The 26824-nt window shown below is 39.1% G+C and carries 23 protein-coding genes, 1 tRNA gene and 1 pseudogene; 20 read left to right on the top strand and 5 right to left on the bottom strand.

Annotated features, from left to right (window positions below; translation table 11 throughout):
• Positions 1-31: 31 nt before the first annotated feature.
• From KHA95_RS07460 to KHA95_RS07445, 4 genes are all read left to right on the top strand, one after another.
• A complete protein-coding gene (locus KHA95_RS07460; RefSeq protein WP_213136838.1) occupies positions 32-4483 on the top strand; it encodes an NEAT domain-containing protein in 4452 nt (1483 codons plus the stop codon).
• Between the two features lie 81 nt (positions 4484-4564).
• Positions 4565-5452, top strand: coding sequence for a heme ABC transporter substrate-binding protein IsdE (gene isdE, locus KHA95_RS07455; protein WP_213136837.1), 888 nt, complete (start codon positions 4565-4567; stop codon positions 5450-5452).
• A 34-nt stretch (positions 5453-5486) separates the two neighbouring features.
• Entirely contained in the window at positions 5487-6470 is a 984-nt protein-coding gene (locus tag KHA95_RS07450) for a FecCD family ABC transporter permease (protein ID WP_213136836.1), read from the top strand.
• Entirely contained in the window at positions 6460-7230 is a 771-nt protein-coding gene (locus KHA95_RS07445; protein WP_213136835.1) for an ABC transporter ATP-binding protein, read from the top strand. The genes KHA95_RS07450 and KHA95_RS07445 overlap by 11 nt, the downstream gene beginning before the upstream one ends.
• Before the next feature lie 538 nt (positions 7231-7768).
• On the opposite strand, the gene KHA95_RS22910 is transcribed toward KHA95_RS07445, so the two are convergent.
• Both KHA95_RS22910 and KHA95_RS23115 read right to left on the bottom strand, forming a co-directional pair.
• A complete protein-coding gene (locus KHA95_RS22910; protein ID WP_349305448.1) occupies positions 7769-8041 on the bottom strand; it encodes a DUF1801 domain-containing protein in 273 nt (90 codons plus the stop codon).
• Positions 8042-8066: 25 nt separating this feature from the next.
• Positions 8067-8192 (bottom strand): hypothetical protein, encoded by a 126-nt coding sequence (locus KHA95_RS23115; RefSeq protein ID WP_283248133.1) that lies wholly within the window; start codon positions 8190-8192, stop codon positions 8067-8069.
• A gap of 904 nt (positions 8193-9096) precedes the next feature.
• On the opposite strand from KHA95_RS23115, the gene KHA95_RS23110 reads away from it, so the two are divergent.
• Positions 9097-9258 (top strand): dUTP diphosphatase, encoded by a 162-nt coding sequence (locus KHA95_RS23110; RefSeq protein ID WP_213136944.1) that lies wholly within the window; start codon positions 9097-9099, stop codon positions 9256-9258.
• Positions 9259-9334: 76 nt separating this feature from the next.
• Here the strand turns inward: KHA95_RS23110 and KHA95_RS07430 are convergent, their stop codons facing one another.
• Together KHA95_RS07430 and KHA95_RS07425 are read right to left on the bottom strand one after the other, a co-directional pair.
• Positions 9335-9463 (bottom strand): YjcZ family sporulation protein, encoded by a 129-nt coding sequence (locus KHA95_RS07430; RefSeq protein WP_213136834.1) that lies wholly within the window; start codon positions 9461-9463, stop codon positions 9335-9337.
• A 437-nt stretch (positions 9464-9900) separates the two neighbouring features.
• Positions 9901-9973: transfer RNA gene (locus KHA95_RS07425), tRNA-Val, on the bottom strand.
• A 185-nt stretch (positions 9974-10158) separates the two neighbouring features.
• On the opposite strand from KHA95_RS07425, the gene KHA95_RS07420 reads away from it, so the two are divergent.
• The 15 genes and pseudogenes from KHA95_RS07420 (at position 10159) to KHA95_RS07345 (ending at position 26045) form a co-directional block, all read left to right on the top strand.
• A complete protein-coding gene (locus KHA95_RS07420; RefSeq protein WP_213136833.1) occupies positions 10159-11217 on the top strand; it encodes an N-acetylmuramoyl-L-alanine amidase in 1059 nt (352 codons plus the stop codon).
• A gap of 94 nt (positions 11218-11311) precedes the next feature.
• Positions 11312-12136 (top strand): cytochrome c oxidase assembly protein, encoded by an 825-nt coding sequence (locus KHA95_RS07415; protein ID WP_213136832.1) that lies wholly within the window; start codon positions 11312-11314, stop codon positions 12134-12136.
• Positions 12137-12213: 77 nt separating this feature from the next.
• Complete coding sequence (locus KHA95_RS07410) at positions 12214-13512, top strand: alkaline phosphatase (RefSeq protein WP_213136831.1); 1299 nt, start codon at positions 12214-12216, stop codon at positions 13510-13512.
• A gap of 1225 nt (positions 13513-14737) precedes the next feature.
• Positions 14738-15022: a PTS sugar transporter subunit IIB gene (locus KHA95_RS07405; RefSeq protein WP_213136830.1), complete on the top strand. Its 285-nt coding sequence runs from the start codon at positions 14738-14740 to the stop codon at positions 15020-15022.
• Between the two features lie 23 nt (positions 15023-15045).
• On the top strand, positions 15046-16419 hold the full coding sequence (locus KHA95_RS07400) for a PTS galactitol transporter subunit IIC (RefSeq protein WP_213136829.1): 1374 nt from the start codon (positions 15046-15048) through the stop codon (positions 16417-16419).
• A 350-nt stretch (positions 16420-16769) separates the two neighbouring features.
• The gene (locus KHA95_RS07395) at positions 16770-17813 is read left to right on the top strand and encodes a Gfo/Idh/MocA family protein (protein WP_213136828.1); all 1044 of its coding nucleotides are present in this window, start codon (positions 16770-16772) and stop codon (positions 17811-17813) included.
• Entirely contained in the window at positions 17803-18120 is a 318-nt protein-coding gene (locus tag KHA95_RS07390; RefSeq protein ID WP_213136827.1) for a VOC family protein, read from the top strand. The genes KHA95_RS07395 and KHA95_RS07390 overlap by 11 nt, the downstream gene beginning before the upstream one ends.
• A 60-nt stretch (positions 18121-18180) precedes the next feature.
• Positions 18181-19062: an HAD family hydrolase gene (locus KHA95_RS07385; RefSeq protein ID WP_213136826.1), complete on the top strand. Its 882-nt coding sequence runs from the start codon at positions 18181-18183 to the stop codon at positions 19060-19062.
• 71 nt (positions 19063-19133) lie between these two features.
• Positions 19134-19859, top strand: a complete 726-nt coding sequence (locus KHA95_RS07380) for a copper homeostasis protein CutC (RefSeq protein ID WP_213136825.1) — start codon at positions 19134-19136, stop codon at positions 19857-19859.
• A 704-nt stretch (positions 19860-20563) separates the two neighbouring features.
• Positions 20564-21247: a triose-phosphate isomerase gene (locus KHA95_RS07375; protein ID WP_213136824.1), complete on the top strand. Its 684-nt coding sequence runs from the start codon at positions 20564-20566 to the stop codon at positions 21245-21247.
• Positions 21248-21760 (top strand): YjbQ family protein, encoded by a 513-nt coding sequence (locus tag KHA95_RS07370; protein WP_213136823.1) that lies wholly within the window; start codon positions 21248-21250, stop codon positions 21758-21760.
• Positions 21761-21772: 12 nt separating this feature from the next.
• Complete coding sequence (locus KHA95_RS07365; protein WP_213136822.1) at positions 21773-23725, top strand: BglG family transcription antiterminator; 1953 nt, start codon at positions 21773-21775, stop codon at positions 23723-23725.
• Positions 23726-23952: 227 nt separating this feature from the next.
• Entirely contained in the window at positions 23953-24453 is a 501-nt protein-coding gene (locus KHA95_RS07360) for a PTS sugar transporter subunit IIA (protein WP_213136821.1), read from the top strand.
• A gap of 123 nt (positions 24454-24576) precedes the next feature.
• Positions 24577-25425, top strand: a pseudogene (locus tag KHA95_RS22900) (IS3 family transposase); the annotation flags it as partial.
• Between the two features lie 179 nt (positions 25426-25604).
• Positions 25605-26045 (top strand): PH domain-containing protein, encoded by a 441-nt coding sequence (locus tag KHA95_RS07345; RefSeq protein ID WP_213136819.1) that lies wholly within the window; start codon positions 25605-25607, stop codon positions 26043-26045.
• A gap of 46 nt (positions 26046-26091) precedes the next feature.
• Here KHA95_RS07345 and KHA95_RS07340 read toward each other — a convergent pair whose 3' ends face one another.
• Positions 26092-26808, bottom strand: coding sequence for a 3-ketoacyl-ACP reductase (locus tag KHA95_RS07340; protein WP_213136942.1), 717 nt, complete (start codon positions 26806-26808; stop codon positions 26092-26094).
• Positions 26809-26824: the final 16 nt, after the last annotated feature.

Below are 26824 nucleotides of genomic sequence, written 5' to 3'. Positions count from 1 at the left end.
TCGTTAGAGCCTTATCGGGGGAGGAAAGAGAATGAAAAGATTTTTTTCAATAATGTTAATATTCCTATTAACATTTACATCGATTTTTTCAAGTGTGCCCTTTGCATCAGCTGAATCAGTCGATGATCCAGTATATGCAGATGGGGAATATACTTTACCATTTGAAGTTTGGAAAGCAGATCAGGATAGTAAATCAGTAGCCGCTGATTATTTAGTAACTCCAGCGAAGCTGATCGTTGAAAATGGTGTTTACACGGTCGAAGCAACGTTGAAAAATGACTCTTGGTGGCAATATTTTAAAGTCGCATCAGGATCCGATTTTGTAGATGTACAGAAAGTAAGCACGAATGAAGAGGCAGATACGAGTGTTGTTCGCTTTAATGTGGAAGATCTTACGACGATTTTAGATGCGAAAATCCATGTGATTGTAACAGGCATTCCAGGCTTTACGTATGACAATAAATACGATATTCGCTTTAAATTTGATCCGAGTGGAATTCCGTTCGCTCCAGAACCGACTCCTGAGGAGCCGACCGAGCCTGAACAAGAACCGGCAACTCCGACTGAACCAGGGGGAACGGAAGATGATCCAGCGGGACCAGTAGAAGAACCTGGAAATCCCAATGAAGAACCGACAGAAACAGAAGATCCTGTTGATTCAGAACAGCCAGCAACAGAAGAACCTCAAGACGAGACGGCTGCTAAATATGCAGACGGGGAATATGTATTACCATTTGTCGTTTGGAAGGCAGATCAAGATGGTGCCTCTGTTGCCGATGGATATTTAGAAAAACCAGCGAAGCTAATCGTTGAAAACGGAGTATATACAGTCGAAGCGACGCTGAAAAATGACTCATGGTGGCAATATTTTAAAGTCGCATCAGGTGACGATTTTGTAGATGTAGAGAAAGTAAGCACAGATGCAGGGAAAGATACGAGCGTTGTTCGTTTTAATGTGGAAGACTTAACAAGCGTATTAGATGCAAAAATTCATGTCATCGTAACGGGCATTCCAGGCTTTACGTATGACAATAAATACGATATTCGCTTTAAGTTTGATCCGAGTGAAATTCCGTTTGCATCGGAAGAAGAACCAGAAGGAGAAACTCCTGGAACCGAAGAACCGACAGATCCAGCTGAAGAAAATCCGGGTTCAGAAGATCCACAAGATAAAGATGATGAAGAAATTGCCAAATATAAAGACGGAGAATATGAGCTCCCGTTTGATGTTTTGAAAGCAGATCAAGATGTTGTTTCTGTTGCCAATTCATATTTAGAGCAGCCTGGAAAACTCATCGTTAAAAACGGAGTATATACAGTAGAAGCAACGCTGAAAAATGACTCATGGTGGCAATATTTTAAAGTCGCATCAGGTGACGATTTTGTAGATGTAGAGAAAGTAAGCACAGATGCAGAGAAAGATACGAGCGTTGTTCGTTTTAATGTGGAAGACTTAACGAGCGTACTAGATGCAAAAATTCATGTCATTGTAACGGGCATTCCAGGCTTTACGTATGACAATAAATACGATATTCGCTTTAAATTTGATCCAAGCGGAATTCCGTTTGCATCAGAAGAGGAAACTCCTGGAACCGAAGATCCAGAAGATCCAGAAATCCCGGTATTAGACATAACCGATGGTGATTATACAATTGAATTTGATGCTTTACATGCAACAGAAGACAAAGCTTCAGCGATGGCAAGATATTTAGAAAAAGTAGCTCAGCTATCAGTAAAAGAAGGCAAAACATTACTGACACTTACCGTAAAAGATCATAAAACGGTAACTGGTTTCCAAGTAGAGAACAACGGTGAACTTGTTGAACCAATTGATCAAATTATCGATGAAGCAGCCAATACGAGAGAGATCATATTTGATTTAGAAGAACTAGCTTCTATCGTCAATGCAAGAGTTCAATACACAGCAGGTGCCCATTCAGGAGATCAGCCATTACGTCTTTCCTTTAATGATGAAAGCTTAACAGAAGTAGTTAAGGAAGAGCCAGAAGAGGAAACTCCAGGAACTGAAGACCCAACAGATCCTGAAATCCCAGTATTAGACATTGCAGATGGTGATTATACAATTGAACTTTCAGCTTTACATGCGACAGAGGATAAACCTTCAGGGATGGCAAGTTACTTAAAAGAATCAGCCTTCCTATCAGTAAAAGAAGGCAAAACATTCCTGACGCTTACATTGAACAAACAGGCAACAATAACTGGTTTCCAAGTTGAAAACAATGGTGAATTAATACAGCCAATAAAAGAAGTGATCAATGAAGAAACGAATACGAGAGAGATTGAATTTGAGTTAGATGAACTGGCTTCGATCATCAATGCGAGAGTTCAATATACAGTAGGGGCCCATGTGGGAGATCAACCATTACGTCTTTCATTTGATGAGGCAAGCTTAACGAAAGTAATCCCAGTTATAGAACTAGCTAATGGTGATTATACAATTGAACTTTCAGCTTTACATGCGACAGAGGATAAACCTTCAGGGATGGCAAGTTACTTAAAAGAATCAGCCTTCCTATCAGTAAAAGAAGGCAAAACATTCCTGACGCTTACATTGAACAAACAGGCAACAATAACTGGTTTCCAAGTTGAAAACAATGGTGAATTAATACAGCCAATAAAAGAAGTGATCAATGAAGAAACGAATACGAGAGAGATTGAATTTGAGTTAGATGAACTGGCTTCGATCATCAATGCGAGAGTTCAATATACAGTAGGGGCCCATGCAGGAGATCAACCATTACGTCTTTCATTTAATGAAGGAAGCTTAACAGAAGTTGTTAAGGAAGAGCCACAAGAAGAGCCAGAACTAGAAGAAGGCAAACTTTACTCGGTAAATCTAAAAATTGAGGGGATCGATGAAGAAACAAGAGAAATCATTGAAAACCACCTCAATAAAGATGTACTCGTATCATTAAAAGATGGAGTAAGAAATGTAACATTAACGCTAGAAAATCAAGATAAAATTGAGTCAATCCAATATGAAGTAGACGGTGAATTTGTAGAAGCAAAAGTTGTTGATACGAACGAAGAATTAAATACAAGAACAGTTTCATTAACAGTAGATAAATTAACTTCCAATGTGAAAGTGAAACTTCGTATTGCCAACAATGCAGCACCACAATTATTTAGTTTATTAGCATTTAATCTATTAAGTAATGATACAAATGAGTATGAATTTAATCTTTCGTTTGACGTAGAAACGATGAAAGAAACGGATCCAGCAGAGGAAACTCCAGGAAACGAAGATCCACAGGATGAAGACGAAAAAACGCTTGGTAAATACAAAGACGGGGAATATGAATTACCATTTGCCGTTTGGCAAGCCGATAAAGATGATAAATCAGTAGCGGCTGATTATTTAGTAAGTCCAGCGAAGCTAGTTATTGAAAACGGTGAATACACGGTCGAAGCAACATTGAAAAATGCTTCATGGTGGCAATATTTTAAAGTTGCATCTGGTGAAGACTTCATCGATGTAACAGAAGTAAGTAGAGACGGTGCGACTGATACAAGTGTCGTTCAATTTAAAGTGAACGAGCTAGATCAAATTTTACAAGCAAAAATTCACGTGATCGTTACAGGCATACCTGGCTTTACGTATGATAATAAATACGACATTCGCCTTAAGTTTGATACAAGTGGGCTTCCGTTAACTGCAGAAGATCCAACAGAAGAAACACCAGGAACAGAAGACCCAACAGATCCAAAAGAGGAAACACCGGGTACAGAAGATCCGACTGAGCTTGAAGAGGAAAAACCAGGAACAGAAGATCCACAGGGTAAAGAAGAAGAAAAAGAACTTGCTAAGTATAAAGCTGGAGTGTATGAATTACCATTTGTCGTTTGGCAAGCAGATAAAGATGAAGTTTCCGTAGCCGATTCATACCTAGAAAAACCAGCGAAGTTAATTATTGAAAATGGAGTTTATACGATTGAAACAACATTAAAAAATAGCTCTTGGTGGCAATATTTTAAAGTAGCATCTGGTGAAGGTTTCATCGATGTAACAGAAGTAAGTAAGGACGCAGCGACTGATACGAGTGTCGTTCGATTTACAGTGCAAGATCTTGATGAAATTTTACAAGCGAAAATTCATGTGATTGTTACAGGCATACCAGGCTTTACGTACGACAATAAATATGACATTCGCTTTAAGTTTGACACGAGCGCGCTTCCATTATCCGATGGCAGCAAAGGAGAAAATAATAACGGCAAATCAGAAAATGGAAATAACAATGGTCAAAATGGTGGAAACAACAACGATGATGATCAACTGCCAAACTTTGATCGAAATAAAGATGGGAATGTTACAACAGATCAAAATAACAAGAACTCAGAAAATAAAGGTAATACAAATCCAAAAACAGCAGATACAGGAAAGATTTTCTTATTCACTTTATTGTTAGTCGGATCATTGATCCCGTTAGCGATGAGAATGCGTAAGAAGTTTGTATCGAATTAAGGGCGTAAAAGTGTGGATTAAGTCTTGTCGTCTAGCTTTGCTAGCGGCAAGGCTTCCTACCTTTTAGGGGAGGTAGTTTAATTGAAAAATAAGTCAGTTTTATTCGTTATGTTAAGCATCATTTGTTTCATGTTTGGCTGCTCGGCGAATCAAAATGCGACCGTTAAACCAAAGAAAAACAATGACCCAGAAGGAAATCGAATTGTGGCTACAACCGTAGCAGTGACTGAAATTATGGATGCGCTTGAAATCGATTTAATTGGCGTTCCGACAAGTTATAAAGTGTTACCGAAAAGATATGATGGCATTACAGAAGTTGGGAATCCAATGAGCCCTGATATGGAATTGATTATGTCGTTGCAACCGAAAGAAGTCATGTCTGTTACAACGTTACAATATGATTTGGAATCTGTATTTGAAGATGCGGGAATCCAAACAAGATATGTCAATCTAGAGAGCATTGATGATATGCATCGCGAAATTGTCAGCTTAGGAGAACAATATGGACGAGAAGAACAAGCAGAAAAAATTGTTCAAGAATTTACAAATAAACTAGCGGAAATCGACGATAAGACAAAAGGAAAAGACGCTCCAAAAGTACTTATATTAATGGGAGTACCAGGTAGCTATTTAGTTGCGACTGATCGCTCTTATATAGGTGATTTAGTAACAAAAAGTGGAGGAGTCAATGTCTTTTCTGGAGAAAAAGTAGAATATCTCGCCTCTAATACAGAGTATTTACAACAATCTAATCCAGATATTATATTAAGAGCAGCACATGGAATGCCGGACGAAGTTGTAGAAATGTTTGACCAAGAATTTAAAGAAAATGATATTTGGAAGCATTTTGATGCGGTTAAAAATAATCGTGTATATGATTTAGAAGAAACGTTGTTCGGAACAACAGGTAACTTAGCGGCCAGTAAAGCATTGGATGAATTATTTAAGATGCTTTATCCAGAAGAATAAATAGGATTCATTTGTTTAGAAAAGGATGTCACAGATGAGAAAAAAAATCATTAGCTTTATAGCAGTCATTAGTTTACTAATACTGGCAGTTATTTACTCTGCAACGACGGGAAGTATTGAGGTATCAATAATCGAACTCGTGAAAGGGTTAGTTTCGGGAACGAATCATGACGTAACTGTTATTAAAGATTTACGTTTTCCGAGAATTATTATTGCGGTTTTTGCAGGAGCGGCTCTATCCGTCTCGGGTGTGCTTCTTCAAGCTGTTATGAGAAATCCATTAGCTGAACCTGGAATTATCGGTGTTTCATCAGGTGCAGGTTTTATGTCATTATTAATGGTATCTATTTTTCCAACATTGTTCTTTTACATGCCATTCTTTTCTTTTTTAGGCGGTGCTTTAGCCTTTTTCCTTGTCTATTCCTTTTCATGGAAATCAGGCTTAAATCCGTTACGAATGATTTTAATTGGTGTAGCGATTAATGCGATTTTCACGAGCTTAAGTCAAACATTCCAGTATCGAGGCAGCTACACATCAAGCATCGTAACTGAAGTAACAACATCGACTCTATCAATGAAAAAATGGAGCGACGTTGAAATCATGGTCATCTACGGATCGATCGGATTAATTTTAGCGCTATTCGTCTTTTCATGGTGCAATTATTTAGCGCTTGAAGATAAAACAGCGAAAAATCTAGGCTTGAATGTGAATGTAGCCCGGTTTGTAATTTCGGCAATTGCTATCTTATTAGCGTCTGTTGCAACAGCAACAGCGGGGATGTTCGTGTTTGTCGGATTGCTCGTTCCGCATATCGGCCGAATCCTTGTCGGTACAGATCATAAAGTCTTACTCCCTTTTTCGGGAGTGTTGGGCGCCTTAATCATTTTGTTATCTGATACGCTAGGAAGAACGATTATTGCGCCAAATGAAATTCCAGCTTCCATAATCATGGCGTTAATCGGTGGACCATTCCTCATATTTTTACTAAGAAAGAGTGATCGAGTTTATGGAAATTAACAATGTTACGTATTCATATGATCATAAGAAAAACCATTTAGATGGAGTGAATGCGGAAATTGAACTTGGTAAAATAACGACGATTATCGGTCCAAATGGTTGTGGAAAATCAACGTTACTAGGTGTCATATCAAACAATTATATTCCGCATCAAGGACAAGTGATTTTACAAGGGAAAAAACTGGCCAAATATAAATCAAAAGAACTGGCTAAAAAAGTTGCTGTTGTTCACCAACAAAATAGTGCACCGGCGGATATGACGGTTGAGAGATTAATAAGCTATGGAAGATTACCTTATAAATCAATGTTTTCATCGACTTCCTCGAAGGATACAGAAGCTATTGAGTGGGCATTAAATCAAACTAATTTAGGTTCGAAACGCAACGTAATGATTGAGGCATTATCTGGTGGGGAAAGACAACGAGTTTGGATTGCGATGACGTTAGCGCAGAGCACACCATATCTGTTCTTAGATGAACCGACTACATATTTAGATATTTACTATCAATATGAAATTTTGGAACTGATTAAACGACTAAATGTGGAGCTTGGTTTGACAATCGTTATGGTTCTGCATGATATTAATCAGGCGATTCGTTATAGTGATACCATTATTGCGATGAAAGACGGAAAAATTGTAACAAAAGGTAAACCAGAGCAGATCATCACGGATAAATTAATGAAAGAAGTGTACGGTGTTGATGTGCTCATAAAAGAAGATGAAAAAACAGGCTTATATACGATACCTGTTGGCATTTAAGGATTTAATATCATCATTAGGAAGGCTCGCTCGATCAAGAATCCGTATGCCATAGCCCAATAAATAATATTAAAAATGATCGATTGCGAAAACACGTAGTCGATTTTTGTATTTTAATAAAAAAAGATCGGAATAGGATTTTATATTCCGATCGTTACTATGAGGAACCGTTAAATGCTAAATATCGTACTTTTTTCAGTGCTATTAATAATACCTTGCCTAAACCTAAACTTTACATTTAATTCACCTTACTTTAACAAGCTAGAGCTAAAATAAATGCATAAGATAATATATGAGGATGGTGACGGTATGCCTATCAGGGCAAGTGTAATCTTTCTCCTTTTAATGGCTCATTTTTATATCGTATGAAAGCTAAATAATATTTGAAAACATACATCTCAATTAGAGATGTTTTTTGTTTTCGCTGGCTTTCGTCTTCATATTAAAAGATGGTTCTTTTCTTAATGTAAAGGAAAACTGGTAACTTATGCTCATATTGAAAAAAAGCCCGAGTTGAACTTGGCTTATTTATATTTTATTAAATCGTTACGATAATCCATTTGTTTACCACATCTTTAAGGGCAATTTCCTTGGCTTTCACATCATCCATATCGGTAAATTTCACTATACCTCTGTCAATGGTTACCCACTCTACTAAGTTGCTAGCATCCACAAACAATGGTTCTTTGCTTAAATGATCTTTTACCTTTGCCCCGCAATGAAAAATAAGTCTAAAAAATCCTTTTCCATTAAGATTAAACATTATCCTGTCTTCATTTTCAACGGAGAAACTAGGCGCATTCCATTTGATTTTTTCAGTAATTTTACTGTTCGCTCTAAAATGGTTTTTCTAACTTCTTCAATTTCTTTTTAAGAAGATGTTCAATGTTATTCATGAATTCTGCAACCTGTTCAGGGTCAGATAACATCTTTTTTTCATCTGTTTTTTTGTTTGGCGGCATATTTTTGAATCCTCCATAGATTGTAATATTGACTATGAATATTTAGACAACTACTAGAAAAGATCCTACTTGGATCCTGATGGAGTGACAAAAAATCAATAAATTCTGTATATGTACAATATATCCGTAAAGAGAAACCCTTTCAAATTTTGAAGGAGGTGCTTTTTGGTATGATTCCGACTGGGTTTGAACCAGCGACCTCTACCCTGTCAAGATGGAAATGCAAGGGATATTAGGGGAGGGGGAGCCATATAAACGTTGATTTGACAACACACCTAACACAGTATGAAACAACCCTAAACAATGAAATATATTAGATTTATCGGCGAGATGTCGGCGGCTATTTTACGCTTGAGAGCACCTCATCTATCGTGTTCGTAGCCAATTCATCTGCCGATTGAATCCTATGTCCATAAGTATCGTAAGTGATCCCAATTCCCGAATGATCAGCTCGTTTTGATATTGCTGGGTAGAGGAATATTCAACTCGATCAAGAGATTCACCATTGTGTGGCGCAAACCATGTATGTTAATGTATCTTAATTTGTGTCTTTTAATAAACTTTTTCCACCAATTGTTCATACTATCTGGATTAAACCAATAACTCTTCTTTTTTAAAGGCCATACGCTCTTCTTTGCGAGCTAGAATAAGTATTTCAAGGAGATACCACGACAAGAATGGGGCGTATCCAAGATTGGACAGGCCCAATATCAACCCTCATAAAAACAAGCAATGGTTTTTCGAGTATAGCCAAATACGACAGAAACCCACTCCTTGAAGAATACCTAGACTGTCTGTACTTTATCTTGTCGATTGGTTTGGAGTTTTTAAACATAATGCAGGCTCTATCACAAAGCAGTTCAATTACAATTCCCACACAGCGGCAATAGTGCAAGAATCTATTATGTGTGGCGACCCAAAAGAGGACACTCAAGAAACTTCTGGATTCATGATTAACGGATTTATAGTGTTGGGCGAAAAGTTAGGCTTCACTTGGGAACAGATCGAACAGGCTTACATCAGTAAAAATGAAGTCAGTCACGCTAGGCTGACGGAGGAATATTAAAAGAGCGCCTGGCAAAGCGCTCTTCATGAGGTGAGATAATGATTGGATCGGTTTTGTTTACGGTAAGACTAAGATACTAATAGCGCATAAATGAGGCGCCAACAATAATCAACAGTATGAACAGTACAACTATTAAAGCGAAAGAGTTACCCCTACCATAACCGCCGCCTTCATAGCCACCGCCATAGCCGCCGCAGAATCCCATTAACTTCACCACCTTTCGAAAGGTTGATTCAGTTTATTCGAAATGTGATGAAACGAGCTGGTAATGAGCGGACAAGGCGAAAAAATGGTTTATTAACTTGAGTTAGAAAGGTGATCAATGTGGGGCATCGTAAGTCAGTATTAGAATACAGAAAAAAATAAAAGATCAAAAAAATCGAGATATGGCAATAGGGGTGATGATTTTGGGTAAAAAACTAGACCTAACAAATCAGAAATTTGGTCGTGTAATCAAAGGAATTGATCTTCGCGCGCTTCTCCGAGTTGTGTTGACGCGCTTGCCTGTACGATTGTCCGTCAACGACAGCCACCGCAACCTTGTTTGGGATGGAGCTGTTACCCTGATCCTAAGTCTTCGCCTATGTCACTGAATAGAAAAAGGCGCCAAACGCTGTAATAACAACGTCTGACGCCATGGTATGATTCCGACTGGGCTTGAACCAGCGACCTCTACCCTGTCAAGGTAGCGCTCTCCCAGCTGAGCTACGGAATCACAATATGTATGATGTGGACAATTAATAATATACTACGAAACAGAAAAACTGTCAACCAGTATTTTTAATTAATAAAGATATATGACTGTTGGTCGTTAAATTAAAAACAAACTCTTGAACTAGGGGAGATGTCTGTACCAATTTCATATGAAGTGCATTTAATATAAACAAGGAGATGTATTTTATGGAAATTAAACAGCAACTAGTTTCAAGTCGGTCAAAAACTTTCGGTGCTGGCAATCCTTGCAATTTCATAACAATACATGAAACAGCCAATCAACGAGTAGGTGCAGGGGCGCAAATGCATGCTAATTTGCAATCGAATGGTTATACAGCGTCCTGGCATTATCAAGTAGATGATAAAGAAATGATACAGTCTTTTCCAGATGAGGTTCGTTGTTGGCATGCGGGGGATGGGCAAGGTAAAGGGAATGGTGAATCGATTGGCATTGAAATTTGTGTCAATTCGGATAGCGATTTTAGGTTAGCAATTGAAAATACAGCCAAACTCGTTCGATATTTAATGGAGAAACATCAAATTGCGATTGGCAATGTTGTCCAGCATAATCATTGGAGCGGGAAAGATTGTCCGCATTTTTTACGTAGTGGTACGAAAGGTGTGACATGGGCTCAGTTTATTCAGCTCGTCCAAAATACGAATCAAGGGGAAGTAAAGAAACAGGATTCTGCACCGAGCACTCCTGTACAGCAGACGGGAGCAAATCTTAGCATTGTCGATTGGATGAATGCCAATCAGATGGATTCGAGCTTCAGCAACCGCGCGAGACTGGCCAAAGCGTATGGAATCCAAAACTACACAGGGACCGCAGTGCAAAATATCGAGTTAATGGCAAAGCTACGAGCTGGAAGTACACCAAGCACTTCGACATCAACGACTTCATCAGGGAGTATTGTCGACTATATGAATAGCAATGGGATGGATTCCAGCTTTGCGAATCGGAAAAAGTTAGCTGAACAATATGGAATTACTCCATACTCTGGAACGGCCGCTCAAAATCTTCAATTATTAAATAGATTGAAAAATACGGAATCCACAACTGCACCACAATCATTCAAGACTGGGCAAAAAGTAAAGCTTAAATCTTCAGCACAAAAATATGCAACAGGTGAAAACATTCCTTCCTATGTAAAGAACAAAACATATACGATCCAGCAAGTAAAAGCAAATCGTGTTTTATTAAAAGAAATTTATTCATGGGTAAACATTTCTGATATTAGTTAACATGTTTAAAGGAGGAGGGAAGTAAATATCCCTTCTCCTTTGTCATGTAAGACAGAAAAAAATCATATGATAGTAGCTACGGAGGGGGAGGGAGATGGATTATAAAATATTTCTCGCAAGTCAAATGGTCTGGAATGTCCCACTGTTCACCGTGCTCGTCGCGCTTTCAATCTTATATGCATTGCTTATAAGACCAATCACGAAAGCAACACTGAAAAAATCACTTTTTTTTTATGTAAGCATGCTTTTATTTTATTTTGCTGTTGGAAGTCCGTTAGCAACGCTCGTTCATCTTTCATACAGTACGCATATGATTCAAATGAGTTTACTTTTTTTCATCATCCCGCCGCTTTTTTTACTCGGGATTCCGGACTCATTATTCATTCATATAAGAAATCGATTCCACTTTAGAAAACTCTTTATTTCCCCAATAATATCGCTTTACCTATTTGCAATCTTCTTTTTTATGTATCATCTAGATGAAATGTTACGCCTATTAGTTGCAAATCCGCTCGTTCATCAAGGCTATATATCCGTGCTAATGATTTTATCTTTTCATATTTGGTGGCCGCTTGTCATCCCGGACTTAACGCAACGATATTGTGAAGGAAGAAGAAAGCTGTTTATTGGATTAAACGGAATGTTGATCACTCCAGCTTGTTTATTCTTTTTTCTTAGCTCCTATTTTGGAAACAATCCTGCCCTTACCCCACTCACTATGCAGCTTTGCCTGCCATCAACAATAACAATTTCCCCTATGATTGATCCAATCCTAGATAAGCAGTTTGCGGGTTTTTTTATGTTTGGAATTCATAAACTAGGCTTAATGCTTACAGCGCACAAGCACGATGCATTAAATGAAATCAAATGCCTATGTCCATTCACCGATAGGGCTTTCCGATATTTAAGGAAAGGCTGAATAATCCAGAAAATCAAACCTAAACTATCCATATGGATTATTTAGGTTTTTTCATCTTTTACTGGAGTGTGAGTGAAATGGAAAAAAGAATTAGTCGTAAAATCACCGTCATTCTTGCCGTTTTGCTAGTCGTTTTTGCAATCGGTGGGAATGGAACAGCTTCCATTGTGAAGGCAAGTGAACAGCAAGTTAGAAACGTTATATTTATGATTCCAGACGGTTTTTCTAGCGCATATGCAACCAATTATCGCCTTTATAAAGGGAAAGAAAGTATCATGGATTCAATGTTAGTCGGTATGCATCGGACAAACTCAGCCAATTCGGCTGTTACTGACTCTGCTGCTGCTGGGACAGCGATGGCGACAGGCGTGAAGACAAATAATGGAATGATTAGCATGTCTCCAGATGGGAAAAAATTACGGACGATTTTACAAGCTTCAAAATCAGCCGGGAAATCAGCCGGACTTGTTGCAACATCGACGATTACATACGCAACTCCAGCTGTGTTTGCGTCACATGTAACCTCTCGTGCGAATGAAGCGGAGATTGCACCACAATATTTGGAAAATGATGTGGACGTTCTTCTCGGTGGCGGGAAAAAGTATTTTCCGGATCAATTGCTAAACCAAGCGAAGGAAGATGGCTATCGGATTGTATTCGAGCGCAAAGGTTTAACGTACGCAAGGAAATCAAAAAAGCTACTTGGCTTGTTTTCCGAAGAGGGAATGGCGGCAGAATTAGATCGCAAGAGGACGAAGGAGCCAAGCTTAGTAGAAATGACCGAAATGGCTTTGAATATTTTAAGTCAAAATAAAAAGGGTTTCTTTGTCATGATTGAAGGGAGCCAAATTGATTGGGCTGGTCATGCAAATGATCCCGCGTGGGCAATGAAGGACATTGAGGCATTCGAACAAGCGGTCGAAAAAGCAGTCGATTTTGCCAAAAAGGATAAACATACGTTGGTCGTTATTGCGGGTGATCATGATAACGGGGGGATGTCAGTCGGTGGCTATGGTGAATATGCGGCTAAAATTGATTTGCTTCGTCAAGTGAAGGCAACTGGAAATTATATGGCTACTCAATTAAACGAGGATAAAAGCAACATTAAGGAAGTTGTAAAAAAATATACAGCTATCGACTTAGCAGATGAAGAAGTAAAAAAGATTAAAGCAGCAAGTGTTCCGAGCATGGCTATTAATGAAGTTGTTTCTAAACGGGCGCTGGTCGGCTGGACAACGAACCAACATACAGGTGTAGACATCCCGGTATATGCGTTTGGGCCTGGCTCAGAATTATTTAAAGGATTGATTGATAATACAGACTTACCAAAACGAATGGCGAAGGCAATGAATATTCAACTGATACAGGGGAAATAGGTTTTATTCTGAATCATTGATCATAGTGATTAGCAGTGTATCTTATTAGATTTCATTACTTTTTTGTAATAAATACAAGTGTAAATGCTTCCCTGTTTTAATTTAGAAGAGATATTCAGTAGAATGGATATATATATAAAGTGAGTGAATCACTTTGTAGACTTGGACGCGAGATAATCAAATATGTTAAATTAAGGAAAAACGTTTGGCGCTTCCCACCACGAAAAAGTAAAATCGTTTATAAATCAAGAATACAAAGACGGCGATAATTAATATCGTCGCTATTTTTTTGCTATTATCTTTAACCTAAAACCTCTCCCTTCTCATTCATGTTCGTATATAATCATACTCCTTTGAAGTAATACTGCATTCTCACGATTTCCCCATCATATAACTTTTGTCCCAGCCTCTAGTTAATCTCTCCAACACTATAATGATTTTTCTAATTTGCTCTTCTTTCAAATAAAAAGAAGTTCGATGCACAATCTCAACAAAGCACATTTCATCAACTTATGATGGTTCATATAAGTGTTCAAGTAAACCTTTCTTTACAAACAACTTCTACTCCAACTTTCGTATATTTTTAATTGAATCTTATGATCTGAACTACGGGAATGTTGCGAAAAATTAATACGGAAATCTGAGATAAATATAAAGGGGTTTTATTACTTACATTGAATTTTTTTAATAAGGTCAATTAAATAGAACAAGGATTTACTAGAAAAAGGGACTTCCCTTTCAGTCAATACAGTCCGTTATCTGATCTAAGACTGCCTCAGCAAGCCAAAACTGATTTTTCCCCATTGCCCTTTTCGTTAGAACTGTACAATACAGACAGCCTTGGTACTTTTCTATGCGAGATGTTATAGTTTAAGAATTTCATTAGCCGTTAGGATGAATTGATGATGAAAGCTAGCCTCAAATCTAAGGCTGATTTTTACTAGAATGCAAATGTAGTCACGAGCGCCTACCCGCCTTATCCAACACATTCAATGGGGAGGGGGTTGTTCATATGTTTGATAATTTTGAATTTCAACAATATGCTGAATAAAATAAAAATGTGATAAAACATAAATTTTGTTATGCTGTAAACTAAGAAAACTGTTGAATACCATTTGCGTATTTGCGGCAGTACTTTATTTTAACCAACCTAGACCGACCAGTCAAAGACCGTACAAAACAGTTGGATTGGTGTTAAGACAAACGAATGAAGGGAGGTTAGACAGTGAAATACCGGATCCTAGTCGCATGTGGTACAGGAGCAGCTACATCAACACATGTCGCTACACGTTTAAGAGAAGAGCTCGCTCGTCGTGGTTTAGGTGTGACTACAACCCAATGTCGTATTCAAGATGTAGCAGTTAATCTCACGGGTATCGATTTAATCGTCACAACGAGTAAAGTTGCGGAAACCTATGAAGTTCCATTATTTAATGGTATACCCTTTCTTACTGGAATAGGTGCGGATCAACTTTTAAACCAGATCGTGAAAACGCTCGAAAACAAATAGGATATCAAGGAGGGAATCAACTGATGCAAGCAATTATTATTTTTTTGCGAGATACCCTTGGAAATACTGTTACCTTGCCTATAGTGGTCACGGTTTTGGGTTTGATTTTGGGTATGCGCTGGACACGGGCTTTACGATCGGGTGTCGTAGTAGGGGTTGGATTTATTGCAATAGGACTCGTAGTCAATCTTCTGCTTGACTCGTTAGGACCAGCAGCTTTTGCAATGACTGAGCGTCTTGGCCTTCAGCTTAATACGATTGATTTGGGCTTTGCCCCAGCAGCAGCCATAGCTTTGGGAACGTTAGTGGGAGCAGGCATCGTGCCATTTGTGTTTTTGCTCAACATTATAATGTTACTTACGCGAATGACAAAGACTCTTAACGTAGATATTTGGAACTACTGGCATTACGCATTAAGTGGTTCGATGGTATATTTCATTACTGGAAATAACTTTTGGGCAGGGGTTCTCGCGGCGATGATTCACGCAATCTTCTCCCTACTTATTGCTGATGCAGCAGCACCAAAAATCCAGGAATTTTTCGATCTACCTGGTGTTTCGGTACCGCACGGATGGGCGACAACATCTATTCCTATAATTTGGGGAATGAATTGGCTTTTCGACAGAATCCCTGGCATCAACAAGATCGACATTGATATGAAAAAGATGCAAGAACGTATTGGGGTGTTTGGTGAGCCAATCATTTTGGGGTTAATAATTGGAGTAATTATGGGGATTTTTGCTAAGCAGGACGTTGCAGGAATTCTAAAATTGGCAATGTCTCTTGCTGGGGCAATGTTCCTTTTTCCCAGGATGGTGGCGATTCTTATGGAGGGACTTCTTCCTCTTACCGAGGGAGCCCATAAGTTCTTCAATAAAAGGCTCAAAGGCCGCGAAGCGTATGTTGGTCTTGATTCCGCCCTACTATTGGGTTACCCAGGAACTATTCTATTAGGGGTGCTCTTAATCCCAATCACGCTCATCCTGGCCGCCGCATTACCTGGAAATACAACTTTACCCTTTGCCGATCTTTCTGCGACTGCGTTCTTTATTCCTATGTGTGCGCCACTTATGAGAGGTAATCTTTTCCGCGGCTTGATTACAGGTACTGTCATTATTTCTATGGTTTTATTGATTTCTTCCATATTTGCACCCGCCATTACTTTGTTTGCTGCAGAGGCAGGCTATGTTCTTCCAGCAGAGGCAGCGGGTGCTCAGTATATCACGGGTCTGTCCGCAGGAAATCCAGTTGCGTTAATTCTTTACTGGGTCGGCGAGCTTGGTGCAACCATTTCTCTAGGTATCCTCTTTGTGATTGCCTTTGCAGTTGCCACCACTATTGGAATTAGGCGCAATCTTAAAGAACGTCAGGGAACTGGAACTAATATAGGGGCTTAAGAAGTGTGGGAATCATGTCTTAACGATACGAAATGTTGAGAAATCGAGTGTATAACAAGATATATTTGCAATTTGGTTATAGAGATTCTCCTATTTGAGCGGACGTAAAAAAACAGATCCCAGGAGGCTGTTAGAATTTTGCCACAAATGGCTTCCTACTGGATCTTCACCTGTAATAAATGGTGCCAGAGTTCTATTTAGTTTTAGCGAATAAACAAGCAGCACTGCTGATCATACTACCCCTTATCGTTTCTTATAACGGCCTTTGTGGCAGGTCCTTTATGCTGCATTGGCTTATTGTTGAAACACAATTGCGTTCGTATTGTTTGTATATAGGAAAGGAGATTAAAATGGATAAATTAAAAGTTGGTATCGTTGGAACTGGATGGGTATCTGGAGAGTATATTAAGGCATTTGGTCAAAATCCAAACGCAAAAATCATAGCTATCTGCGGTACATCACATGACAAAGCACAGGCAAAAGCAGATGAATACGGATTGAGTGATGTACAATCCTTCGATGATTATAATACGTTTCTTACGAAAAGCGGAGTCGACATTGTCGCAATTCTGACCCCGAATTATCTCCACGCTGAGCAGGCGATTAAAGCAGCCAATGCAAAGAAACATATCGTGATTGAAAAACCATTGGCTACCAATTGGTTGGACATGAGACGAATGCAGGAAGCTGTTCATAAAAATGGCGTGAAGACGGTGGTGGGCTTTGTCCTTCGGTTTAACCCTCTATTTGATACAGCAAAAGAGCTAGTTCGTAATGGGACTGTGGGCAATCCGTTTTATGCCGAGTTTGACTATATGCATGCTATTACACCATCCTATAACTGTTATGATTGGTCTCGACGTTCTGAGACGGGTGGTTCGATCCTCCAAGTTGGGGGATGTCATGCGGTGGACGGTCTCCGCTGGTTTATGCAAAAGGAAGCGAAGAAAGTTGTTGCGCTTTCCGGTAGGTATCGGGATGACTTCGAACAAGATACGACCATCGTGTTTTTAGTGGAATATGAAGACGGATCAATAGCTAAAGTATGTGGATCTTACGACAACGTCTCACCTTATATTTTCAATATGAAGCTTTTTGGGGACAAGGGCACAATCGTTAATGATAAACTTTGGTCTACCAATACTTTTCCGGGACAAGAGGATTGGATACGCATACCGACAACCACACCGGACTCGGGAGATGTTGTCACCCATCCGTTCCCACAACTAGTGGATCAATTTATTGATTCGATCTTAAATGATATCCCTTGCATTATTGATATTGATGAAGCAATGAAGACTTTCGAGATTATCGAAGCTGCCGATAGAAGTGCAGCTGCCGGCGGCGAGCCTATCAGTTTGCCTTTGACGAGTGGTGACTTTGATGAAGTTTAGTCACGTAGGTATCACAACTAATACTAAACGTCCTGGTGAGGTGTATGTTGCGGAAACTAAAGTATGGGTGACGAACGCAGATGATCACAGGTTTCGAATAGAATGGTTGCGTTATGAGGAGGATAGCCCTGTTTCAGATATTATAAAAGAAATGCCACACATTGGATATGAGGTTGAATCCATTGATGAAGTGTGCTCGGGCCTTAAGTGTATACTCGGCCCATTCAAAGTCCATGATGGAAAGACTGTGGCATTTTTTGAACTGCCCGATGGTGCTATTATCGAGCTTATTGAGATTAATAGATGAACGGTATAACTTTACTAGTTTTCTAGAACGGAATATTTGCCGACAAAAAGAGGTGTTTTTATGAAACTTTTAAGTAATAAGTCTTTGGAATTTTTGGATACCATACATTCTCCAAAGCTCATCGCTATGGATGTAGATGGCACCTTGGTACCTCACGGCGGAACCGTAAGTGAGTACACACGAAAGATGCTAGTGTATGCTCGCAATAAAGGTATTGAGGTAGTGTTGGTGACCGCGCGACCGCCCCGTTGGTTAGGACCGGTAGTTGAAGCGCTTGGTTTCCCAACGGTAGCTATTTGCGGAAATGGTGCAATAACTGTTCATACCAAGGATTTTTCGGTTTTGAACATGGTGGCGATAGCTAAAGATGTTGCCTCTACCGTTGTGAAAGAGATGAAGAAAATTGTGCCAGATGTAGTTTTTGCTGCCGAAGCAGTGGATGTTCTTAGGGCTGGGCCGGGTTATCAAGATCTTCCGCCGGGGGTGCGTCAAGCCGAAGGACTTGTACCTGAAGACCGATATAAGACAATTTTATCTCTGAACTCTTTGGATGAAATGCTAAAGCCAGATGTGTACAAAATCGTAGCAGAGACCTTTATTCTAGATGCCGAAGAATTCCTGGAAAAAGCACGAGAGGCTGTTGGTGAGATAGTGGCAGTTACAAGATCTGTCGCGGGACGCGCCTACATCGAGTTTGGTCCATTAGGACTTTCGAAGGCAGAAACGTTGGCGGACTACTCTGATGGCTTAGGGTTCGGTGCCTCAGAGGTCATTGCATTTGGTGATATGCCTAACGATATTGAGATGTTGCAATGGGCCGGGACTGGAGTAGCGATGGGGAACTCCCATGCAGATCTAATACAGGTTGCGAATTTAGTCGCCCCTGATGCAGCAGAAGATGGTATAGCAATCGTTTTAGAACACATCTTATCTAGAAAATGATGAGAGTGTGACGATTCAACACATCAATTGTGGCCGCTGCCGATCATTTAGTTCATTGGAGGGGATCACTAATGAGTAACACTCGTGTTGTTGAGATAACTGCGCAAGATTTATTTAGTGTTAAAGCAGCTATCCAAGGGGGGGCTGATCGCGTTGAGTTGTGTACCGCTCTCGGGGTCGCTGGACTTACCCCTTCCATAGGTCTTATTGAAGGGGCTGTGAAGTTAGCTTCTGAAAATGGACTCAAAGGGTTTGTTGATGTTTTGATAAGACCTAGAGAAGGGGATTTCGTCTATGATAAGGATGAGGTAGAGACTGCCATCTGTGATATTCGCCGGGCCGTTGCAGCAGGGGTTGACGGGGTAGTTGTTGGGGCACTCCACAATGATGGGAGTATTGACCACGTTACTATGTCAAGGATGAAGGAGGCGGCGGGGGAAACGCCTGTTGTTTTTCATCGTGCTTTTGATGTTCTTACTGACCAATTTTCCGCATTAGAGGAGCTTATCGAAATGGGAGTTGTAAGAATCCTTACATCGGGGGCTGCCCCGGTGACGAGAGAAGGTATTCGCCGTCTTCAGGAATTGGTGAAGCGTGCAAATGGTCGAGTAGAGATAATGGCAGGAGGGGGTGTGCGCATTACCGATATACCTCGGCTTTTTGATATTGGTGTTGATGCAGTCCACCTGTCAGCAAGGCGTACGATAACTGGTGGTCCGAACCGTCCGGGGGAAAAGGCGAGTTATTTTCAGGCTGACGTCGGGGTGGTTCGTGCTGCGGTTGAAGCCACCCGTTAGTGTATTATCGATTTGGGAGCAGTGCTCCGCAATGATGGCTATACAATTTTGACAAGATTGCTAGGTTGTAAGGCAATAATCAGTACTATTGTATTCCTGAGATTGGGATATTCAGGGCAATAAATCTGATTATCCTATATTTAACTCGTATTCATTAGGGGAATCCATCTGTTTTTTGAGATTACGAAAATTAGATGAAAAATTAAAGAGCAAGACTGCAAAACACGATGGTATATAGAAGGGGATTTCGGTTATGATCCGCTTAGCTATGGTACGGTATATCATTGCACTTAACTTAACAATATGGGTAACGAAGCGATAGGTTATGATCGGAAATATAAAACTTGAATTAAACAAAGCTAAAGCAAACAAATATGCCGTTCCAGCAATGGACGCTATTAATCCCTTATGATAAAAAATATGTTGCCGCGGCTGATGCTTTGCAAGCACTAATTGTTACTCTGGCAGAAGTTCATATCGATTACATGGGACTTAAAGAAACATTACACATCTATTAATACTATGCAAAGCAAACCAATGTCCTCGTAATGTTGCACCTAGATCATGGGCAAATAATGGAGGTTGTAAAGCAGGCGATGATGTGGGATTCTCTTCGGTGATAAATTGATGGCCCTAGCTATGATTTTAGGGCTAGTGTGGAAATGACTAGAGAAATTATGGCATATTCCAAGGGGGAAAATAAAATGATTACAAGCCCATTCTTGGTGATCAATCCTAAAAATTATTTCAATCAAAAAGAATTATACGAAATGGCGGCCATTGCGGATCCTTTAGTGGAGAAATATGGCGTTACTCTGATCCTTACTGGGCCATTTACGGAATTGCCCAATTTGAAAAAACGAACAAAAAATCTCTTGATTGCCGCCCAACACGTGGATTATGTCCCGGAAGGAGTAGGCATGGGGAAAGTTTCCGCTAGAACCCTAAAGGAAATTGGGGTTGACGTGGCTGTCTTGAATCATGCTGAAAATAGGCTTTATTTTTCGGAGATTATTGAGATTGTCAAAGAATGTAACCGCTTAAAGATGAGCTCCATCGTCTGTTGTGATTCGGTATTGGAAGCCCAAGCATTGGCCTTGCTGAACCCCACTGTTATCTTGTGTGAACCTAATGAATTGATCGGTACTGGTCGAACCAGCGATTTATCTTATGTAAAAGAGACTAATAGAATCATTAAAAGTATCAATCCTAATATTTTAGTGGAGCAGGGTGCCGGAGTAAATTGCTATGATGACGTCTATCGGATTATTAAAGCAGGCTCCGATGGGACGGGCGCTACTTCCGCCTTCGTACAAGCCGAAAACCGGGGGGCATTGTTAATGGAAATGATCGAAGCGATGTTAGCTGCGACGAGGAGGAAAAGTTAAATGATCGTGGTAACTAGAACGCTAAAATTCGAATCTGAAGGACATCAAGTGACCTACCACAATATAACCGAAGAGGTTCGCAAAATCGTAGCAGAATCTGGAGTCGAAGAAGGAATATGTACAGTAGTATCGCCCCATACAACTTGTTCCGTTATCTTTGAGGAACTCTCATATGACAAAACTTTTCGTGGTTACGAGTACCTACAGCAAGACCTAAATGAATTGATGGATAAACTAATACCAAAATGTGAAGTAGAGGGGCAATATCATCACCCAGGTCCTGAGCATGTTCGAGTGGGGCTGGAGGAATTTAAGGGGAAAATAAGTCCTGAAGCTTATACAATGTTAAATACCGATGCTCATCTGCGCAGTACTTTACTGGGTACAAGCGAGACTTTTATTATAGAAAGATCAGAGTTGCAGATTGGTCTAGTTGGCTATATCTATTTTATTGACTGGGACCAGAACAGAAAAAGGAAAAGGAGTTGTAAGGTGCAAATATTAGGTAAGTAAGGGGTTTTTGAGTTGAAAATAAAAAGACGCCAATACCAATTAACCAAAATGCTTTGCCTTACTAAAGAGTATAAGCCCATGTCCTATTATGCTCAAAATTTGAGCGTTTCAACTAGAACAATAGCTAACGATCTAAAGGAACTAAATGAAGTCTTCCAAAAATACCATGTAGTTCTACAAAAACGGCCTAATTACGGTGTTGTATTGATGGGTAAAGAAACCGACTTAAGCCGTTTGATAATGGATTTTGATCAAAATATCGATGTGAATTCTATCTACGAAAGATATGCTAGACAAGCAGAGATTCTGAGAATAGTTGTTTTATGTGAAGAGATAGTCACCTATGAAAAATTGGCATTCATTCTTTGCACAAGCACATCGATTGTTTCCAAAGATATGGCGAACCTTAGAAACTTTGAGAACGACCATTGTCAAATAGCTTCCGGTGCAAATGGTACAGGAATTAAAGGGACAGAATACGGAAAGCAAAAACTATTGAGAGATTTCTTTAATAGCTATATGTATGACTGTTACCCCAATTTTTCAAATGAAAAGCTCGCCAGCACTTTATCGAATTATTATCCGAGAACAGTGATTGCGGTTGTTAAGGACACAATAGACTCTTTTCAGGCTATTTTCAAAAGAACGTTGGAGGATTATTATTTAAATTCACTATTTATTTTTTTAGCCACTATTGCCACTAGAAAGCAAAGTGGTAAAGAATTCGTTGTGGATTATGAAATGTCAGGACGGGAAAGCATCGAACTATTAAGCAACTATTACTTGGCGGTTGAAATCGGCGAGCGGTTCGGAGAAAAGTTAGGGATTCAGTTTACTAAAAATGAAATCGATTATATTAGTTATCAATTCTTTATGCACAAGATAGAATTGAGCATTAACAATAAGTACCTCGAAAATATGCTTTGCGATCATGTCACAGACTTTACCAGTAGAATCGGCAAATCTGTTGGCTTGGATCTATCCATAGATCAAAATCTATATGACGCTTTGATTTGTCATATGATCCCCATGATCTATAGAATCAAATCTAATATTATTATTGAAAACCCTATATTAAATGAAGTTAAGAGCAACTACCCGGTCTTATTTAACCTAACATGGTTTTATTTGAATGATTTTGCAAAGACATTTGATATTACTTTTTCGGAAGACGAAATATCTTTTATCACTATACATTTACAGGTAGCCATAGAGAGGGCATCTTCTAGGGGGTATGTGGTTATAGTGTGTGAAACAGGTTTATTAACATCTGAGCTATTAGTAAGCAGGATTAGGAAGAACCTGCCTGCTTCAGTGGAATTGAATGTGATTCCTCTGAACAAAATTAGCCAAGAAAATGTGGAATCCGCCGATTTTATCATATCTGCCATTTCTCTGGAGAACTTAGGGAAGCCATATATTAAAGTGAGTCCTGTTGTAACCGACGAAGAACTAAAGGAGGTCTATTATCACTATTTAAAGTATTCAAAAAGTGAAATCGTCCGCTTTAATCACAGCAAACGCAATCGTATGGGATTTATATCTGGATTAATTAATCCAGAGCATATCCATATTCAGGCAGGTCTCAAAACTAAGGAAGAGTGTATAGAGTATTTAGTGGACAGTCTTTACGTAGCGAATTATGTGTACGAAGATTTCAAAACTAATATCTATGATCGAGAAGCGCTTGGGAGTACTTATTTAGCTTCCGGGGTGAGTTTTCCTCACGCCATGTCGGATAACGTGAGAGAGAGCGCTCTATCTATTTTATTACTCCCAGAAGGTGTGCTTTGGGATGCTAATCTAGTGTATCTAGTGATGATGTTAGCTATCAAGGAAGAAAATGTAGAACAGATTATTGAAGATTTGCCAATATTGTATAAAAGAGTGTTAGATGATCAATTTGTTAGTGAGGTAGTAAAATTAACGGGGACCGATAGTGTGCAAAGAATGTTTAATAGTTAGGGCTCCTTTTGGGGAGTGATAATAGTAGAGGGCAGTATTTGCTTTCTCTTAGTAGCCGGAATACGAAAAATTTACGAAACCGATAAGGAGGGAATAAAGGTCAAATTCCTGATGTTACCCGACTATCATTATCATTTGCAAGAGGGAAAGTTTTTTACTTATCTTATGGCATTGATGAGAACAGGCAGGGGTAAGTCACATATGGAACATTCACGGGGGTGTACAGAATGCAGAGTTGTAATTCGCCCAGAGGAATTATCTTCGATGAAGACTTAGTAATCTTAGATTTACGTGCGACAGATAGGGAAGATGTTTTGATGAAGATTGGCGGCATATTAATTGACCGTGGATATGTAAACGGGGACTTCATAAATGCGATTATAAAAAGGGAACGGGATTTTCCGACGGGAATAAAAACACAAAGTATAGGTGTTGCTATTCCTCATACAGATACAGAGTATGTCAATCAGGCTAGTATAATTGTAGGTGTGTTGAGCAAGCCAGTTGTTTTTCAACAGATGGTTTCTGATGAAGATATAGCAATAAATATAGTCTTTATGCTTGCAATTAAGGAACCTGAACAGCAATTAACCATGTTACAAAGGTTAGTAGATATTATTCAAGACGACACCACTTTAAATAGTATTTGTGAAGCCACTAGTGAATTAGAGATCGCAACTATTATGAGGGGAAAATTAGGAGATGAAATTCGCAGGGAGTATAGATAATTTTTTGTATAAAGTTTTCTCTCCTTTGAAACACTGGATTACGCATGACGGGCCTAGGTACGATTACACAACTAACCCTTCAAGACGCTCTTTTTGAACAAGAGCATATGTCCCAGTCCCATTAAATTGTTTAACACAGTAGGGATAGATGCTTTAAAAGCAAAAAAGGAAAACAAAAGATACAAATCCATCCAGAAGGCTCAGTCGAAGCATTATAAGTTGAATTAGAACGTCTGTACATGAAAAATGCATATATATAAAACAGTTGAATGCCTTAGTTTAAAACAAGGAAAAATTACCAAACAAGATAAAGCGCAAGCAATCTATGAACTAAGGCATGAATTTCGGATAAAGGAATTAGTGAAGTTCGCAGGATTCCAGGAAGCAAGTATTATCACTTAGTAAAACAAATAAATCGTCTACATCCAAATGCCAATTTAAAGGATATAATCAAGGCAAATTATGACGAACATAAAGGTCGTTATGGCTACCGTCGTATCCGTGATGAATTAACGTATCGTGGGCAAAAAGTGAAACACAAAAAAGGTTCAACGTATCATGAAAGAACTTGGTTTAAAATGTTTAGCACGCATGAAAAAATATAAATCTTATAAAGGTACTGTGGTTACAATTGGGCCAAATCATTTAGATCGTCGATTTACTGCGGATGCCCCAAATCAGAATTGGATAACGGATAGTATGGAGTTTAAATTATTTGGTGAGAATCTTTATTTATCGGAGAAATTATTACGTACAATCGGCTCTAGACCAACATACTTACTTGTTTTAGAGATGTTGAAGGAACCTCTCGAGCGCTTGCAAGAAGAATATAAATTACTGATGCATTCGAATCAAGATTAGCATGAGCGGATGAAACATTTTCGTCATACCCTCCCAGAAAATAAAGGAAACTGTTATTATAATTTGGAGATGGAGAATTTCTTTACTAAGTTTCGCTTTTTATTTGTCCAGCCTTAACGTTTTAAATTCCAAAATTCACTCTTCATCATTTTACTTCATTTAAATTTGCCGCATTAAATTTTCATTCATGGATACTCCTTCTTTCTATCATATTATAGAATGTTAATAAAATATGTTTAAGTGAAACCTTTCTATTCGTCTAGTCGTAGAGAAGGTTAGGGGTGATATGTATGACGTTTAATACAAAAAGAGATCGTTTTTTCACGGTTTCTATTATGATATCTTTGTTGGTTATTGCTGTCGCCACATTATGGCCGGTCGTTTATGAAGTAGGTTATGCCGCACAAACGGATTGGATAGCCGTTTGGATCATGATCGGGCTTTTTATATTATCTGTCGGCTTTATTTTGTGGGCATGGTTTGATATTGAATATACGTTTCATAATGATTATTTATTTGTTCGTGGCGGTCCTTTTCGCAGTAAAATTCCGTATAAGCAAATAACACGTGTAATTGAAACGAATGGAATTTTTGTCGGCTACCGCATTTTATCATCGAAGGATGCGTTGGAAATTCAATATAAAACGGGGTTATTAGGTAGTGTAATTATTTCACCTGAACATAAGGAACAATTTGTAGAGGAATTGCGCAAGCGTAGCCCATTGCTTTAATTTAAGGAATATTAAAGGCACCGAAGTAACTCCGGTGCCAAGGATTTTAAGGATTCGTCGACCATAGCCCTGCCGATTTAATAAAGACACGACGGTTTAGTTTTAATTGTGCAATCATTACTTCGGCAAGATCCTCAGGCTGCATCACCTTTTCGGGATTGCCGTCTGTAAGATTTTCAGCATAAGCTAGATCTGTTGCAACTGTGCTCGGTGTCAATGCACTGACGCGGATATTATGCTTTCTTACTTCATACATAAGTGATTCAGTCAGTCCAAGAACCGCAAACTTCGATGCGCTATATGCACTCGTGATCGCTCCGCCTTTTTGTCCGGCAGTAGACGAGATATTGATAATGTCACCTGAATTTCTTTCGATCATCCCAGGTAGAACAGCTCTTGTAACATAATAGACGCCCATTAGGTTGACATCGATAATATTTTTAAATTCTTCGGGAGATAGCTCTAGGAATTTACCGAATTTCCCAATGCCCGCATTATTAATAAGGATATCAATTGGACCTAGTTCTGAAATTACATGATCTACGGCAGCGGAAACCGATTCGCTATCCTTTACATCAGCGACAGCGACTGTCACTTTCACATTGTATTCTTCGAGTTCTTTTGCTACTTGTTCAAGATTTTCGAAGGTTTTTCCAATAAGTCCAACATTGATTCCTTCTTTTGCAAAAGCGATTGCAGTTGCACGTCCAATCCCTCTTCCAGCTCCAGTAACTAAAGCAGTTTTCCCTTGTAAATTTTGCATATGATACATTTGCTCC

The organism is Bacillus sp. FJAT-50079 (assembly GCF_018343515.1).
Lineage (GTDB): Bacteria > Bacillota > Bacilli > Bacillales > Bacillaceae_C > Lederbergia.
Note: the sequence above shows the minus strand (reverse complement) of the source record. Positions and strands in the feature narration are given on the sequence as shown.